16 protein-coding genes are annotated in these 16,374 nt (G+C 59.5%); 10 read left to right on the top strand and 6 right to left on the bottom strand.

Translation table 11 applies throughout. The features are described from left to right. Positions 1 to 14: 14 nt before the first annotated feature. From cobA to BMX55_RS08775, 4 genes are all read left to right on the top strand, one after another. On the top strand, positions 15 to 812 hold the full coding sequence (gene cobA, locus BMX55_RS08790; RefSeq protein ID WP_091456097.1) for a uroporphyrinogen-III C-methyltransferase: 798 nt from the start codon (positions 15 to 17) through the stop codon (positions 810 to 812). Between the two features lie 219 nt (positions 813 to 1,031). Then, positions 1,032 to 3,557 (top strand): nitrite reductase large subunit NirB, encoded by a 2,526-nt coding sequence (gene nirB / locus BMX55_RS08785; protein ID WP_091456094.1) that lies wholly within the window; start codon positions 1,032 to 1,034, stop codon positions 3,555 to 3,557. A gap of 26 nt (positions 3,558 to 3,583) precedes the next feature. Further along, on the top strand, positions 3,584 to 3,931 hold the full coding sequence (gene nirD / locus BMX55_RS08780; RefSeq protein ID WP_091456090.1) for a nitrite reductase small subunit NirD: 348 nt from the start codon (positions 3,584 to 3,586) through the stop codon (positions 3,929 to 3,931). A 36-nt stretch (positions 3,932 to 3,967) separates the two neighbouring features. After that, positions 3,968 to 5,293, top strand: coding sequence for a nitrate- and nitrite sensing domain-containing protein (locus BMX55_RS08775; protein ID WP_091456087.1), 1,326 nt, complete (start codon positions 3,968 to 3,970; stop codon positions 5,291 to 5,293). 24 nt (positions 5,294 to 5,317) lie between these two features. Here the strand turns inward: BMX55_RS08775 and BMX55_RS08770 are convergent, their stop codons facing one another. The 5 genes from BMX55_RS08770 to apaG all read right to left on the bottom strand — a co-directional run bounded on the left by BMX55_RS08770 (position 5,318) and on the right by apaG (position 9,893). Beyond that, complete coding sequence (locus BMX55_RS08770; protein WP_091456085.1) at positions 5,318 to 6,124, bottom strand: alpha/beta fold hydrolase; 807 nt, start codon at positions 6,122 to 6,124, stop codon at positions 5,318 to 5,320. An 89-nt stretch (positions 6,125 to 6,213) separates the two neighbouring features. Next, positions 6,214 to 6,477 carry a hypothetical protein gene (locus tag BMX55_RS08765; RefSeq protein WP_091456082.1) on the bottom strand — a complete coding sequence of 88 codons (264 nt, stop codon included), beginning with the start codon at positions 6,475 to 6,477 and terminating at the stop codon, positions 6,214 to 6,216. Between the two features lie 11 nt (positions 6,478 to 6,488). Beyond that, complete coding sequence (gene thiL / locus BMX55_RS08760; protein ID WP_091456297.1) at positions 6,489 to 7,463, bottom strand: thiamine-phosphate kinase; 975 nt, start codon at positions 7,461 to 7,463, stop codon at positions 6,489 to 6,491. Positions 7,464 to 7,503: 40 nt separating this feature from the next. Beyond that, a complete protein-coding gene (locus BMX55_RS08755; RefSeq protein ID WP_091456079.1) occupies positions 7,504 to 9,489 on the bottom strand; it encodes a site-specific recombinase in 1,986 nt (661 codons plus the stop codon). After that, on the bottom strand, positions 9,486 to 9,893 hold the full coding sequence (apaG, locus tag BMX55_RS08750) for a Co2+/Mg2+ efflux protein ApaG (RefSeq protein ID WP_091456076.1): 408 nt from the start codon (positions 9,891 to 9,893) through the stop codon (positions 9,486 to 9,488). Before apaG ends, BMX55_RS08755 begins: the two co-directional genes overlap by 4 nt. A gap of 30 nt (positions 9,894 to 9,923) precedes the next feature. On the opposite strand from apaG, the gene rpe reads away from it, so the two are divergent. Further along, positions 9,924 to 10,604 (top strand): ribulose-phosphate 3-epimerase, encoded by a 681-nt coding sequence (gene rpe / locus BMX55_RS08745; protein WP_091456073.1) that lies wholly within the window; start codon positions 9,924 to 9,926, stop codon positions 10,602 to 10,604. An 11-nt stretch (positions 10,605 to 10,615) separates the two neighbouring features. After that, positions 10,616 to 11,323 carry a phosphoglycolate phosphatase gene (gph, locus tag BMX55_RS08740; protein ID WP_091456070.1) on the top strand — a complete coding sequence of 236 codons (708 nt, stop codon included), beginning with the start codon at positions 10,616 to 10,618 and terminating at the stop codon, positions 11,321 to 11,323. A 4-nt stretch (positions 11,324 to 11,327) separates the two neighbouring features. Here gph and BMX55_RS16845 read toward each other — a convergent pair whose 3' ends face one another. Beyond that, positions 11,328 to 12,824 (bottom strand): methyl-accepting chemotaxis protein, encoded by a 1,497-nt coding sequence (locus tag BMX55_RS16845; RefSeq protein ID WP_281242831.1) that lies wholly within the window; start codon positions 12,822 to 12,824, stop codon positions 11,328 to 11,330. A 743-nt stretch (positions 12,825 to 13,567) separates the two neighbouring features. On the opposite strand from BMX55_RS16845, the gene trpE reads away from it, so the two are divergent. From trpE to BMX55_RS16130, 4 genes are all read left to right on the top strand, one after another. Then, positions 13,568 to 15,067, top strand: a complete 1,500-nt coding sequence (trpE, locus tag BMX55_RS08730) for an anthranilate synthase component I (protein ID WP_091456292.1) — start codon at positions 13,568 to 13,570, stop codon at positions 15,065 to 15,067. Beyond that, positions 15,064 to 15,393 carry a chorismate mutase gene (locus BMX55_RS08725; protein ID WP_091456064.1) on the top strand — a complete coding sequence of 110 codons (330 nt, stop codon included), beginning with the start codon at positions 15,064 to 15,066 and terminating at the stop codon, positions 15,391 to 15,393. Before trpE ends, BMX55_RS08725 begins: the two co-directional genes overlap by 4 nt. Continuing rightward, a complete protein-coding gene (locus BMX55_RS08720; RefSeq protein ID WP_091456062.1) occupies positions 15,390 to 15,977 on the top strand; it encodes an aminodeoxychorismate/anthranilate synthase component II in 588 nt (195 codons plus the stop codon). The genes BMX55_RS08725 and BMX55_RS08720 overlap by 4 nt, the downstream gene beginning before the upstream one ends. A gap of 89 nt (positions 15,978 to 16,066) precedes the next feature. Continuing rightward, entirely contained in the window at positions 16,067 to 16,348 is a 282-nt protein-coding gene (locus BMX55_RS16130) for a hypothetical protein (protein WP_143059608.1), read from the top strand. Positions 16,349 to 16,374 lie beyond the last annotated feature (26 nt).

Here is a 16,374-nt window from a genome sequence, read left to right as displayed (position 1 = left end):
TCCATCACACTGCCATGAAACACCCTTGCTCCCCGCGCATTCCCGGCACCTGCACTTTGGTGGGGGCTGGCCCCGGTGATCCAGAACTGCTCACCCTCAAGGCCCTCAAAGCCATTCAAGCCGCCACCGTGTTGCTGGTGGATGATCTGGTCAGCGATGCCATCGTCGCCTATGCTGCCCCTACCGCCCGCGTCGTGTATGTGGGCAAACGTGGTGGCTGCCAAAGCACACCGCAAACCTTTATCGAAAAACTGATGCTCATGGCGGTGCAAGAGGGCGAACGGGTGGTGCGCCTCAAGGGGGGCGACCCGTTTATCTTTGGCCGGGGCGGCGAAGAGGTAGAGCACCTGCGCGCTGCGGGCGTAGAGGTGCAAGTGATCAACGGCATCACCGCTGGGCTGGCTGCCACCACCGCTTTGGGTGTGCCGCTCACGCACCGCGAATATGCCCACGGCGTGGTGCTGGTGACGGGCCACGCCAAACCCGGCGACAGCGGTACCGACTGGCGTCAACTGGCAGCCACCGCACACAGCGCCCGCCTGACGCTGGTGATTTACATGGGCATCAGCGGTGCAGCGCATATCCAACAAGAACTGCTGACCGGGTTGCCCGCTGAGACCCCGGTAGCCATCATCCAAAACGCCAGTCTGGTGCAGCAACGCCACGCCCTGACCACCCTAGAGCACTTGCACCACACCATTGCAGACACAGGACTGGGCAGCCCCAGCATCATCGTGGTGGGGGATGTATTGCAGGGGTTGGCTGCCTCCTCGACCAGCCTGCACCCAGCCACCGGCACCTACGCCCACTGAGGGCACCATGCTGGTGCATTTGCACGATCTGATGCTACCTGCATTGCAGGCACGCATATTGCTTTAAAAGCTTGTGTTTCCGCAGGCATTGGCGCTTGCGTAAAGCACATGGTCTCCGCTAACGACGGCGGATACCGGCCCCTTCACTGTGCGCTGTACAGGGGATCAGGCCGGTCTCACCCCTATGGGTTGCAGTCTTTACCGTCGCAGGAGTACCTTATGAAAATCGTTGTTGTGGGTCACGGCATGGTGGGCCACCAGTTTCTGGAAAGTCTGGCCGAACGGGGCCTGACACAGGCCCATGTCACGGTGTTGGGTGAGGAAGTGCGCCCCGCCTATGACCGGGTGCATCTGTCAGAGTTTTTTGCAGGCAAGTCGGCCCAAGACCTGTCCTTGGTGGCCCCCGGTTTTTTTGAGCGCACCGGCATCGAGTTGCGTCTGGCGGCACAGGCTATGGCTATTGACCGCATCGCCCACACTGTGACCACCGCCACCGGAGAGGTGCTGCCCTACGACAAGCTCGTGCTAGCCACCGGCTCTTACCCCTTTGTGCCAGCGGTGCCGGGGCGCGACCGGGCAGGCTGTTTTGTGTACCGCACCATTGAAGACCTGCAAGCCATGCAGGCCGCCGGAGCACGCGCACGCAGCGGCGTGGTAGTGGGGGGCGGGCTGCTGGGGCTGGAATGCGCCAAAGCCCTGCGCGATTTGGGCCTGCAAACCCATGTGGTGGAGTTCTCGCCCCGTCTGATGGCGGTGCAAATGGACGAAGGTGGCGCACGCATCCTGCGCGAGAAAATCGAGGCGCTGGGCGTACAGGTGCATCTGGGGCGCAACACGGTAGAAATCACCGATGGGGCCAGCGCCCGCCACCGCATGGTGTTTGCCGATGGCACTTGGCTAGAAACCGACATGATTGTGTTCTCGGCAGGCATTCGCCCGCGTGATGAGTTGGCCCGCCAAAGCCTGCTGGCTGTGGGCGCACGCGGTGGCATCGCTATCGACCCACAGTGCCGCACCAACGACCCGGACATCTATGCCATTGGCGAATGTGCCGCTTGGAACGACCAAACCTTCGGCTTGGTGGCCCCCGGTTACGAGATGGCCCGCGTGGCGGCCAAGCATTTGGCAGGCGATACCAGCGCCGCCTTTGCTGGGGCCGATATGAGCACCAAACTCAAACTGCTGGGGGTGGATGTCGCTAGCATTGGCGATGCCCACGGTAAGACGCCGGGCTGCCGCAGCTACCAATACATTGACGAGCGCCAACAGGTCTATAAAAAGATCGTTACCAGCGCCGATGGCCGCACGTTGTTGGGCGCAGTGTTGGTGGGCGATGCTGTCGAATACGGCACCCTGCTGCAAATGGCGCTCAATGGCATTGCCTTGCCCAGCCACCCAGAATTCTTGATTTTGCCCTCCAGTGAGGGCCAAGCCAAACCCGGCTTGGGGGTAGAGATGCTGCCCGACTCGGCACAAATTTGCTCTTGCAACAACGTCAGCAAGGGCCAGATTGCCCAAGCCGTGGGCGAGGGCGCGACCACCATCGCCCAACTCAAGGCGTGTTGCAAGGCCGGGGCCACGTGCGGCGGCTGCATCCCGCTGGTGACGCAGGTGATGAAGGCGGAGATGGCCAAACGCGGTTTGGCGGTGAATAACCACCTGTGCGAGCACTTTGCCCACTCGCGCCAAGAGCTGTACCACTTGGTGCGCGTCGGCCACATCCAAAGTTTTGATGCCCTGCTGGCCCGGCACGGCCAAGGGCTGGGCTGCGATATTTGCAAACCCACCGTAGCCAATATTCTGGCCAGTTGCTGGAACGATTTTGTGCTGCAACCGGATTTGGCCCCGTTGCAAGACAGCAACGATTACTACTTGGGCAACATCCAAAAAGATGGCAGCTACTCGGTGGTGCCCCGGATGCCGGGCGGTGAAGTCACGCCGCAAGGCTTGATTGCCGTGGGGCAGGTGGCGCAAAAATACGGCCTGTACACCAAAATCACTGGCGGCCAACGGGTGGATTTGTTTGGTGCGCGCGTCGAACAATTGCCGCTAATTTGGGAAGAGCTGATTGCGGCAGGTTTTGAATCAGGCCACGCCTACGGCAAATCCTTGCGCACCGTCAAATCTTGCGTTGGCTCCACTTGGTGCCGCTATGGTGTCGATGATTCGGTGGGCATGGCGATTGCCCTAGAAAACCGCTACAAGGGTTTGCGTGCGCCACACAAGATCAAATTTGGCGTTTCCGGCTGCACTCGCGAATGCGCCGAAGCCCAAAGCAAAGACGTGGGGGTGATTGCTACCGACAAGGGCTGGAACCTCTACGTCTGTGGCAATGGCGGCATGAAGCCACGCCACGCCGAACTGATCGCCAGCGATTTGGACAAAGACACGCTGGTGCAACTCATCGACCGCTTTTTGATGTTCTATGTGCGCACTGCCGACCGGCTGCAACGCACCAGCACGTGGCGCGACAACCTCCAAGGTGGTTTGGATTACCTGAAAGACGTGTTGATCCGTGACTCGCTGGGCATTGCCGCAGAATTAGAAGCCCAAATGCAGCAGGTGGTCGATACCTACCAGTGCGAATGGAAAACCGCCGTGACCACGCCCGCCGTGCGCCAGCGCTTTCGCTCCTTTGTCAACAGTGCGCAGCCGGACGAACAGATCATCTTTGTGCAAGAGCGGGGGCAAATTCGGCCCGCCCGCCCACAAGAGCGCACCGCCCTGGCCAGCATTCCAGCCTAAGCCCTTTGCCCTCAAGGATTGAGACCATGACTACCCCTACCGCTGCAACCCCCCACTGGACGGCTGTGTGCGCCGTGCAGGATATTCTGCCCAACACCGGCGTTTGCGCCTTGGTTGGTCAGCACCACATTGCCATCTTTCGGACGGGCACCGGGCAATGGTTTGCGCTCAATAACATCGACCCCCGTTCGCAGGCTAGCGTGCTGGCGCGCGGGCTGATAGGCAATCTGGGAGATCGCTTGGTGGTGGCCTCGCCGCTGTACAAACAGCACTTTGATCTGCACACTGGTGAATGCCTAGAAGCCCCACAGCAATCGGTATGCACCTACCCCGTGCGTACCGAGGGCGGCCAAGTGCTGGTGCAGGCCAGCTAAACCCATCGCCCCCAGCACTCTATACGGTGACGTCCCATGCAACAGTCTGTTTCTGATCTTGTTCTACGCGCCCGGCAACTGGAGCGCGAAGCGCTGGAGCATCTGGCCCAGCGCATCGCACTGGCCGATGTGATCGGGCAACTGATCCATGCCCTGCAACACGAACGCGGGGCCACCAGTATCTATCTGGCCTCGGGCGGCGAGCGCTTTGCCAGCGTGCGCCAAGAAGCGGCACAGGCCATTGGCCCCATCACCGCCACGTTGCAAGCCCTGTGTGGTGCGCAGCAGGTGCCCGCCAACGGGGCTTCAGCCCAGATGCTCTCGCTCATGGCATGGGTGCTGTTGGACTTGGATATGCTGGAAGAGCTGCGCCCGCAGATGGCGCAACGCACCCTCACGGCCCATGATGCCGTGGCGGCGTTCAGCCGCGTGATTGCCGGGCTGGTAGAGCTAACCTTTGAGGTGGCCGATACCCACCTGCACCCCGATATTTCGCGTTTGCTGGTGGGCTTTTTCCATCTGGTGCAGGGCAAAGAGGCGGCAGGACAAGAGCGGGCCGTGGGAGCGCAATTGTTTGCCTCCGGCAGTTGTAGCGAAGCACAGCAGTTGCGCATCACGCACTTGATTGATGCCCAAGAGCGCAGCTTGCAAGTGTTTGAAGAATTTGCTGAACCACCGTTGCGCGCCCAGTGGCAACACAGCCAGTTGACCCCGCAACTGGTGCTGTTGGAGCGGCTGCGGCGCACGCTCTGCACCGCCCGGCACGGTGGCCCCTTAGAACAAAGTCTGAGCGAGGCTTGGTTTGAGGTCTGTAGCGAGCGCATCACTGGGCTGTGGCAACTGCAAGAGGCATTGGTGCAATGCTTGCGCCAAACCTGCGCCCGCTTGATTGCTGTGGCTGAACAAGACCTGCTTGACTCGGAAGGCTTGTTGCGGCGGCTGCGCGACAACCCGCCGCCTCATACCCATGCCGTGCAGCGCTTTTTTGACCCGACAGTCCGGCCCGGCACTGCCCCGGTGCTGCCCCTGCGCGGTGAAGCAACCCAAGACCAAGGCACCGGCATGGAGGCCAGTACCGTGTCTGGGCTGATGGAGTTGGTACACACACAGTCCGAGCGCTTGGCAGGGATGGAGTTGGAACTCGATACTGCCCGGCGGGCCATGCAGGAACGCAAGGTGATTGAACGCGCCAAGGGTGCTTTGATGTCGCGGCTGGGCCTGAGCGAGGAAGTGGCTTACCGAGCGTTGCAAAAAGCGTCCATGGACCACAACCGGCGGCTGGTGGATGTGGCCCACGCCACCTTGAGCCTACCGGACTGTTTTTTCCAGACCCCCACCAGCAATGCCCCCGTAGCCCGATAGGTTGTGTTACGCTAATAAGTGGAGCTATGGCTTATCGGCCAAAAAGTGGGCTACCAAGGCCAGCACTTCTGGCTCTTTTTCGCGGTGGGGTATATGCCGGGTATCTTGCATCAGTGCCAGCTGTGCAGGCCCACCCGTGCTTTGAACGATCCGTTCCGGATGGAGATGGGTGCCATATTCATCATCAACGCCGTGAATGGCGAGCACCGGGCAAGCGACTAGAGGCAACGCAGGGTCTAGTGACCAATCGGCAATGGCTGGATTAAGCCAAGAACCAATCCAAGCCTCCAGCACCCACGGTGCTTTGTCGCCGTGGTACTTTTGCAGACGCGCTATCTGCTCTGCATCGCTGAAAAACACCTTGGCCTCTTGCAGCCCTTGGATGGTGCGGTCTTCCACAAACGCTTGGGCCGATTCGGCCACTAAGGCCACGCAGGCATCGGCAAACTGGGCTGCGCAGCCCACTGCCATGCCGCCGCCCACGCTGTGACCAAACAGGGCAAAACGCTCAATGCCCAACTGCTGGCGCACGGCAGCAAAACTGCCCACGGCCTCTTGCAGCACAAAATCCAGTGGCAGCTTGCCCGTGTGGGGGCAAGATTGACCAAAGCCCAGCCGGTCATAGGCCACAACTTGCCGCCCAGTGGCGGCGCACAGTGCCGCCGGAAAACCCCGCCACAGCACCACGCTGCCCAAAGAGTCGTGCAGCAGGATGATCGGCACCTCTGAGACCACGGTCTGTGGCGTCCAGATGCGCACAAAAAGACGGCCTTGTGGAACGGACACCCATTGGTCTTGGGTGGTGATGGTAGGTTGGGAAGTGTGAGGCATAACGTTGGGATATGACCGGCCTAGCGGGCCGAAACAGATCGCCTCATCATAGTTGACGTTTACGTCAACGTAAAGAATTCGGCCCGATCTTAAAGATCTCCCAGCCCCTCTAGCACGCTGCCAATGCCTTGGCCCACGGCGGAGAGCACATCCCCCGCCGTCGATAGCACGGCACCACCGACATCACAGGCGATGTCTGAGAGGCTGCCCAAAGCATCTAGGATGTCAACGCCTTGAGACAACACGTCGGCGGCGGTGCTGTTGCCCGATTCCTGCTGTGACTGTTGCCGTTCTTGTTGTTCTGCAAGCTCTAGCCCTTCTTGGATGCTGGAGGTTGGTGCGGAAGGTGGCATGGTAGATTCCCTCAGGCAAAGTGGTCAAACGAAGCATAACGCGCCGTGATGGTTTGGCCTTGGCTATCCATCAAGCGCAGACCGGGGCTAGCCTCTATGGTGCCAATACGCGTGACGGCTGTGGCGCTGGCCTGTGCGGCAGCCAGCACAGCATGGCGCTGGCCAGGTGCTGCGGTAAACAGCAATTCGTAATCGTCACCTCCTGCGAGGGTGCATTGTCGTACCCGTTCTGTCTCCAAGGGTTGACCCGTTTGGCCGGCTGCAACCTGTGTCGCCAGCAAGGCGCTGGTGCAGGAGGTATCGACACACGCCCCAACTCCTGAGGCGCGCAGGAGATGGCTCAAGTCCCCCAGCAGGCCATCGCTCACATCCAGTGCTGCACTAGCGATGCTGCGCAGCGCCTGCCCCAGTGCTACCCTCGGCGTAGGCGCTTCCAGCCGCTGCTGTGCTGGAGCCAGCAAGGCCGGGGGTAAGGCAAAATGGCCGAGCAAACACTCCAGCGCCAGCCGGGCATCACCCAGATGGCCGCTGACATACAAATCGTCCCCAGCGCGGGCGCCACTGCGCAGCAGCGCTTGCCCAGCAGGCACCTCGCCAAACACCGTGATGCAGATATTGAGCGGCCCTTGCGTGGTATCGCCGCCGATCAGTTCACAACCGTGGGCATCGGCCAGCGCCAGCAGCCCGCTAGAAAAGGCTTGCAACCAAGGCTCATCCACCCTAGGCAGAGCCAGCGCCAGCGTGAAGGCTACAGGCTGGGCACCGCAGGCAGCCAAATCACTCAAGTTGACGGCCAATGCTTTGTGGCCCAGACGGTAGGCATCCGTTCCGGCAAAAAAATGCCGTCCCTCCACCAGCATATCGCTGGAGATAGCCAGTTGTATCCCAGCGCGGGGCTGTAGCAGCGCGCAGTCGTCGCCCACCCCCAAAACTGCCCGGCGCACGGGCCGCGTGAAATAACGTGCAATCAGATCAAATTCACCCATGCCGCCATTGTGGCGCTTGTAGTGCATGGCTGCCCCTGTGTCAGATGGTGGGCGGGGAATGGCGGGGCCTGAAAAAATCCAGCGGGTGCGTGCGCAGCCGCGCCCCAATGGCGGCGTAGATGCGCGAGCGCTCAACGCCACTGACGTTTTGTGCGCTCAGAGCCACCCGAAAGGCCAAATAAAAGCTCACGCCCACATTCAAAGCCGCCAGAAACGGCAGGCTGGCCAGTGCCCACCAAAAGGCGGGCAGTTGCAGTGCCTCTAGCAAACCCAAACCCATGCCCGCCGCAGCAATTTGGCCCGCAGACAGTGTGACGTGGCGTACATCCAGCCCCAAGCCAAAAAAGGTGGCAAATACTGGAACCAGCCCCAGCATCAGCCCCAGCGAGACATTGGCCGCCAGCCCCGAAATATTGTTGCGAAAAAACAGCGCCCAGCGCGCTGCGCGCGCAGGCCCCAGCAGGCCCGTAATGCGCGGGTTGTAGCGTAGCGCTGAATCGATCCGGTAGAGCACAAACCAGTTTTCTGCACCGCCTGCCACCATGCTGGAGGCAAACAGTAGCACGCCGGTAAATGCCGCATAGAGCACCGACGGCCCCAGCAGTTGCAGCGATGCCAGCGTGGATTGGGTTTTATCGGCATCCAGAAACGGCGCACCTGACCACAGTTGCCAGCCACCCGTGAGCAGCAGCACGGCGGGAAACACCACCAGCACATTGCCCAGCACGGCAGCCACCTGTGAGCGCACCAAATGCGTGACCTCATCGACAAAGGCATTGATGCCTTCACCAGAACCCAGCTCCTTGAGCTTGGCGGCCATCGCAGGGGCCGTCATGGCGGGCTGCTTGGTAGCCACGGTAAAGTGCAGCAGTTGTACCAGCACAAAGCTGATGGCGTAGTTCATGCCCGCCACAAACCCGGCCCAAAATGCCGACAGTGCCAACGCCCCCAGCGCAAACTTGGCTAGCGTGGTCAGGGCTATCACGGCCCCACCGCCAGCAGCATGGCCGAGCATGGCGCTGTACTCTGCTGGGGTACGGGTGATGTAGTGCTCGCCGGTTTCGGCACTGCGCTCGGCCACCTTGGCCGCCAGCAATGATGAGTTGGCACTGAACACCGCACGTAGGCTGCGCCGCTCTTGCGCCACCTGCACCAAATGCCCTAGCAAGCGCGCACCATGCAATGCTGGGGTGGGCGAGAGCACGCATTCCAGCAGTTCACGCATACGCACAATGCGGGCACGCAACTGGCGCAGACGAAACACCAACCCCACCGAGATGCCATTGTCCTCAAAATGGCCATAAACGCTGGTGGCTGCGCTGCGGCAGGCATCTAGGCGCCCGCGTAGGCGCTGGGCGGTTGCTTGTAGCCGGTCTGGGGTGCGCAGGCTGTGCAGCACTTCGACCCGCAAGCTTTCGACATCCCGAATCAGGGCGTGAAAGGGCTGTGCTTCGCGCGCCTCTGGGGTCATGCGCAGGCGCAGTTCTGGGGCAAAGCCGGTGGAGAGGATTTGCCCAGCGCAGTAGGTCATGGCATCGAGCAGGGCGCGCTGCCAGCGGGTGCTGTGGCCGTTGCTGCCGCACAGCTCCATCATCAACCGATCCAGCAAGTCGGCGGGCAGGGCGGCCAGCCACTGGGCATCAAAGGCACTGGGCAGGGCCAGAGTAAACAACTCCGTGGCGTCAATGGTTTCTGGGCTACCGGGCAAGATTTTCAGGCGCAGGCGCTCGGCCAGTTCACTCAGCAGTGCCGTGCGCGGTGCAAAACCAAAATCTGCCAGCAGCGCGGTGATATCCACCGTATCGACCAACGTTTGCCACCAAGTTTGCAGGCGCTGCTGCAATTCGGGGCGCGCTTGCACGGCATCGAGCAGTAGGCCCAAGCGGCCCACTGCATCGGGCACCGAATCGCCTTGGCCGCGCACCCAACCGAGTGCGTTAATCAGCCACAGGTGGCGCTGCGCCAAGTTAGCCTGTGGATCGAGTTGCTCCAGCAGGCTGTGCAGATCGTAGCGGGGCCGCGTCAATGCAACACCCTTGCGCTTAGGGGCTGATCTGGTGCTTCGGCATTGGTAGCCTCCAGCATAAACAAGGAGATGGGGCAGTCAAAGCCCTCGCCATCGTCGGCCACGCAGTGAAAAATTCCGTGCATGGTGCCGCTGGGGGTGCGCAATTGGCAGCCACTGCTGTACTGGAATGCTTCGCCGGGGTGCAGTAGCGGTTGCTCACCCACTACCCCCAAACCCTTGACCTCGTGGGTGTGCCCCAGCGCATCGCTGATGTGCCAGTGGCGCGATACCAGTTGCGCCGCCACCTCGCCGGTGTTGCGTACGGTGATGGTGTAGGAAAAGCTAAACACCCCAGCCTCGGGGGCGGATTGCTGCGGCAGGTATGCCGGGGTGACTTCCACTTGAAATTGGTACTTTGGCATAAAGCAATAGTAACTGCGACAATCAAAACTATGAGCCACACCTACCGTATTGCCCCCTCTATCCTCTCTGCCGACTTTGCCCGTCTGGGCGAGGAAGTGCGCAACGTGATTGCCGCTGGTGCCGATTGGATCCACTTTGATGTCATGGACAACCACTATGTGCCCAACCTGACCTTTGGGCCGATGGTCTGCCAAGCCCTCAAGCCCCATGCTGTGACCCCGGCAGGCGTTGCCGTGCCCATTGACGTGCATTTGATGGTATCACCCGTCGATGCCTTGGCCGCTGCCTTTGCCCAAGCCGGTGCCGACCTGATTAGCTTTCACCCCGACGCCTCTACCCATGTCCACCGCAGCGTGCAGGCCATCCAAAGTCAAGGCGTCAAGGCCGGGCTGGTGTTTAACCCTGCCGAGCCGCTGGACGTGCTCGACTGGGTGATTGACGACATCGACCTGATTCTCATCATGAGCGTCAACCCCGGTTTTGGCGGTCAGGGTTTTATTGATTCGGCCCTGCGCAAAATTGAGCAAGCGCGCAAACGCATTGACGCCAGCGGCAAAGATATCCGCCTCGAAGTCGATGGCGGCATCAAGGTAGACAACATCCGCCGTGTGGCCGATGCTGGGGCCGACACTTTTGTGGCGGGCAGCGCCATTTTTGGCAAGCCTGACTACCGCTCGGTTATTGACGCCATGCGCGTGGCTTTGGTTTGAGTGGGCGCAGCATGGCCCTGCTCACTTTGCCGCTAGACGCTACAGGACTAGACGCCGCCATCATCGATCTGGATGGCACGATGGTGGATACCTTGGGTGATTTTGTCGAGGTGTTGCGCCGTATGCTGGCCGATGTCGCCCTGCCCCCAGTGGCAGCCGCCGAGGTCGAACGCATGGTCGGCAAGGGTACCGAGCATCTGATTGCATCGGTGCTGCACCATCTGCTGGCACCTGCCCATCCTGAGCTTGCCGAGCGCCAAGCGGTGGTAGAGGCATTGTTTCCCCGTGCTTGGGCCAGTTACCAGCACCATTACCCTGCCGTCAACGGGCAGTTTTCGCGCGTTTATCCGGGGGTGTTGGAGGGCTTAGAGGCGCTGCACGCTTTGCATTGGCCGCTGGCCTGCCTGACCAACAAGCCTACTGCCTTTGCTGTGGCTCTGTTACAAGCCAAAAAACTGGACAGATTTTTTACCCATGTTTTTGGCGGCGATGCCTTTGCCCAAAAAAAACCCGATCCGCTGCCACTGCGCAAGACCTGCGAGGCCTTGCGCACGGCACCGGCCCGCACCTTGGTGGTGGGCGATTCCAGCAACGATGCCCAAGCCGCCCGTGCCGCTGGTTGCCCAGTGTTGCTGGTCACTTATGGCTACAACCACGGCCAGCCGGTGCGCCAGGTCGATGCCGACGGCTGGATCGAGAGCTTGGCTGCGCTGCGCTAAAGCCTTAGCGAATCAACAATGTCCCCTGGCCTGCTCTGGGGGGTGTTGTGTATGCAGGGTGTGCATTGGTCTTGAAGACTGACACCACCTGCACCAAGTCTTCGGCTTGGGCGTGTAGGCTGTTGGCGGCAGCAGCCATTTCTTCGACCAATGCAGCATTTTGTTGCGTTACCTGCTCCATGTGGGCCATCCCGTCGCTGACATGGATCACACCCGTCGATTGCTCATGGCTGGCCGCACTGATCTCACCCATGATGTCAGTCACGCGGCGGATGCTATCGACCACTTCGGTCATGGTCGAGCCTGCCTGATCGACCAGCGCTGTGCCCTGCTCCACCCGCTCGACGCTGGCATTGATAAGGGTTTTAATCTCTTTGGCTGCCTCGGCGGAGCGCCCCGCCAAGTTGCGCACTTCTGAGGCCACCACGGCAAAGCCCCGGCCCTGCTCGCCTGCTCGCGCTGCCTCGACCGCCGCATTGAGGGCCAAAATGTTGGTTTGGAATGCAATGCCATCAATCACGCTGATGATGTCAGAAATTTTGCGTGAGCTTTCGTTGATACCCTTCATGGTTTGCACCACTTCAGACACCACTTGGCCGCCACGCGTGGCTACGGTGGATGCACTCATCGCCAACTGATTGGCTTGGCGTGCGTTGTCGGCGTTTTGTTGCACGGTGCCACCCAGTTCAGCCATAGAGCTGGAGGCACCGTTGAGGGCGTTGGCCTGCGCCTCGGTGCGGCCTGACAGATCACTGTTGCCGCTGGCGATTTGGGCGCTGGCGGTGGCTACAGAATTGGCCCCTTGGCGTACTTCACCGACGATGTTGGCGATTTTGTCGCGCATGGTCTGGATGGCACTGAGCAGGCTGGGTTGATGGGCATCGCGGATCGTGATTTCTACCGACAAATCGCCGTCGGCGAGGCGGTGGGCTATGGCTGCGGCATAAGCCGGTTCACCACCCAATTGTTGCAAAATGCTGCGCGCAATCAGCCAGCCCAACAAAGCCAAACACCCGGCCAATGCCAAAGACCCCAAAGAAAATGATATGACCCGTTCTGCAATTACCGAGTCTACGGTGTCTACATATACGCCAGAACCGATAATCCAGTTCCATGGGGCAAAACCTTGCACATAAGAAACTTTTGGCACCGGGGTTTCATGACCGGGCTTGGGCCACATATAATGAACAAATCCAGAGCCGTTAGACTTTACTTTGCTCGCCATTTCACTAAAAAATAGCTTGCCAGTAGGGTCTTTTAAATTAATAAGATTTTTGCCATCTAACTCAGGTTTGATCGGGTGCATCAGCATCAGTGCATCAGCATCATTGATCCAGAAGTATTCATCTTTGCTGTAGCGCAAAGCTTTAATGGCAGCAATGGCTTGTTTTTTTGCTTCGGCTTCCGGCAAAGTACCATTTGCGGATAGGGCGTGATAGTAAACGGCCAAACTACTCACAGTTTCTACTGTTTGGCGCACACCATTTTCACGCTCATTCATAATAAGGTGACGTTCAGAGAAAAGAAAAACACTGGCTAAAAATATAATGCCAAATACAGCAGCTAAGGTCAGGGTGAGCAGGCGCCTAGACACAGTGTAGGAGGTAAATTTAAACATGCAGGGCACCTGTAAAATAATAAAAAATAATTGGTCAGTCTATTTACGGTGTAAGCAGATCGTGCTTGGTGATCGACTCAGTATGCTACGTCTACGCCATGCTGAAAAAGGTGAATTCTGGGTCGTTTTTTCTTGTTATACATCAGGGTTTGCCATAGGATGTAGGTCTGATGGATGCTGCGCCATTGGTTTCATTGTGCCAGAACAGAGGGGGTGGTATTATTCAAAGTTTGACTGGCCTGTTGTTTTTGAATTTTTATTAGGCTAATGTGGTGGGTGTCAAAAATTGTTTTTCCTGAATAGGTTGGCTCCTGCTGGGTGCAGCCAACATAGCGCAGCAAGGGCTGGCAGGTTACAGCAACACGGCAAGGCCGCAACGCTGCGGGTGCAGTTTGCTACACTTTGGCCCATGTTTATTCACCGCGTGTTCATCGCAGGTCACAGCGACCGGGGAGCTTGGCCCTGGCGTCGCTCTGTTTGTTGGTATGTCTGATGCGTGCGGGCATGGCCCTGTACGCCCCCCGTGGCCTTTCTCTGTCCTGTAGCAGAGGCCGATTGCATGAACACTGCGGCACGGCGTTGTTGTCTACGCCAGCATGTGCCGCCCCAGCAGGGACCAATCTCCCGTGATCACAGAATCTGAATTTCACCATTTGGCCCAACAGGGCTACAACCGTATTCCGCTCATGGCCCAAGCCTTTGCGGATTTAGAAACCCCGCTCTCGCTCTACTTCAAGCTCGCCCACAGCCAAGCGGGTGGGCAGCACAGCTTCTTGCTCGAATCTGTGGTGGGTGGCGAGCGCTTTGGCCGTTATAGCTTTATTGGTTTGCCTGCGCATACCTTGGTGCGCGCCAGCGGCTTTGGCGCTGCGGCCCGCACCGAAGTAGTCACCGATGGTGTGGTGGTAGAAACCGCCACGGGCAACCCGCTCGATTTTATTGCCAGCTACCAGCAGCGCTTTAAGGTGGCATTGCTGCCGGGCTTGCCGCGCTTTTGTGGCGGGCTGGCAGGCTACTTTGGCTACGACGCCGTGCGTTACATCGAGAAAAAGCTCGAAGCCACCTGCCCCCCTGACACCCTGGGCTGCCCCGACATCTTGCTGCTGCAATGCGAAGAGCTGGCAGTGATTGACAACTTGTCGGGCAAGCTGTCGTTGATTGTGTATGCCGACCCCACCCAGCCCGAAGCCTATGCCCAAGCCCAGCAGCGCCTGCGCCAGCTGAAAGAGCGGCTGCAAGCCCCGGTGGTGGCCCCGGTGGTGCAAGCCAGCACCAGCCACCCAGCGCAGCGCAGTTTTGCCAAAGACGACTATCTGGCCGCCGTGGCTCACGCCAAAGAGCTGATTGCCGCTGGCGACTTTATGCAGGTGCAAGTGGGCCAGCGCATCCACAAAACCTACACTGAATCGCCCTTGAGCCTGTACCGCGCTTTGCGTTCGCTCAACCCCTCGCCCTATATGTATTTTTACAACTTTGGCGATTTTCAGGTGGTGGGTTCTTCGCCCGAAATTCTGGTGCGCCAAGAGCAAACACCCGAAGGGCAAAAAGTCACCATCCGCCCCTTGGCCGGTACGCGTCCGCGCGGTGCCACGCCGGAGCAAGACAAGGCTGCCGAGCTAGAACTCATCAACGACCCCAAAGAGCGCGCTGAGCACGTCATGCTGATTGACTTGGCCCGCAACGACATTGGCCGTATTGCCCAAATTGGCAGCGTCAAAGTGACCGAAGCGTTTGTGGTGGAGCGCTACAGCCATGTCATGCACATTGTGAGCAACGTCGAGGGCATCCTCAACGAGGGCATGACCAGCATGGATGTGCTCAAGGCCACGTTCCCGGCAGGCACGCTCACGGGTGCGCCCAAAGTCCACGCCATGGAGCTGATCGACCAATTGGAGCCGAGCAAGCGCGGCATTTATGGTGGTGCCTGTGGCTATCTAAGCTACGCGGGCAATATGGACTTGGCCATTGCCATCCGCACTGGCCTGATTAAAGATGGCACCTTGTATGTGCAAGCGGCTGCTGGCGTGGTGGCCGACTCTGTGCCTGAGCTGGAGTGGAAAGAAACCGAACACAAGGCCCGCGCCCTGCTGCGCGCCGCAGAACTGGTAGAGGAGGGCTTGGAATGACCCGCGCCATCGACAACGTGCAGCATTGCACCACCATGCAAGACGTGCGCCGCTACATTGACGCTTTGGACGATGTGCTGGTGCCCCTGCTGGTGCAACGCACCGGCTACATGACCCAAGCCGCACGCATCAAGCAAGACCCATCGCAGGTGCGCGACGAAGAGCGCATTGAGGCTATCGTGGCGCGGGTGCGTGCCAGCGCGGCGCTGCATGGTGGCGCGCCCGATGTCATGGAGGCCATTTACCGCAGCCTGATGGAGCACTCTATTGCCCATGAGCACCAAGAATTTGCCCGCCTGCGCGCGCCCCAAGGAGAGCAAGTATGAAACTCTTGATGGTTGATAACTACGACAGCTTCACTTACAACATCGTGCAGTATTTTGGCGAGCTGGGGGCTGAGGTAGAAGTGTTTCGTAACGATGAAATCACCGTGGCTGATATTCAGGCCCGCTTGGATGCAGGGCAACTGGATCGACTGGTGATCTCGCCGGGGCCTTGTTCTCCGGCAGAGGCGGGTATTTCAGTCGCAGCGATTCAGCATTTTGCAGGCAAGTTGCCGATTTTGGGGGTTTGCTTGGGCCACCAAGCTATTGGGGCGGCCTTTGGCGGCAACATTGTGCGGGCGCAGCAGCAAATGCACGGCAAAACCAGCGTGATTACCACCACGCAGCAGGGCGTGTTTGCGGGCTTGCCAGCGCAATTTACCGTTAACCGCTACCACTCGCTGGCCATTGAGCGCACCACTTGCCCCGATTGCCTAGAAGTTACCGCTTGGACAGAAGACGGCGAGATCATGGGCGTGCGCCATAAAACCTTGGCGATTGAGGGTGTGCAGTTTCACCCCGAAAGCATCTTGACCGAACACGGCCATGCCATGCTGCGCAACTTTTTGGAGCAGCGCCCAGCCTGAACGGTAGACGCACGGTGCAGCACATCGCTATCGTAAAAGCGGCTGCTGCACTATAGTGGGCATCTACTCCCAACCTTGAGGAGCCTGCCGTGAAGCGATTTTTTCTGCTGCTTGCTGTTTGGGGTGCCATAGGCACCCTGAGCGGTTGTCTGGTGGCGCCAGTGTCAGACCGGGGTGTTTACTACCAACGTGCTATTCCCTACGAGCAGCCACCCAGCTACTACTACGAGCCAGCGCCCTCTGTTGAGTATGTGGGGCCGCCGTTGTTGCCCACCTTTTTGTGGTTTGGCGCTACTTGGCATTGGTCAGAACATCGGCATGCTGGGCCGTCCCCATTTCACCGTGGCTACCGTGGTGGTGGGCGGCGCTGAAGGGGGCAAAGTTCTATGATGCCTCT

The sequence above is a fragment of the Giesbergeria anulus genome (genome assembly GCF_900111115.1).
Lineage (GTDB): Bacteria > Pseudomonadota > Gammaproteobacteria > Burkholderiales > Burkholderiaceae_C > Simplicispira > Simplicispira anulus.
This window is presented reverse-complemented; position numbering and strand designations above follow the sequence as displayed.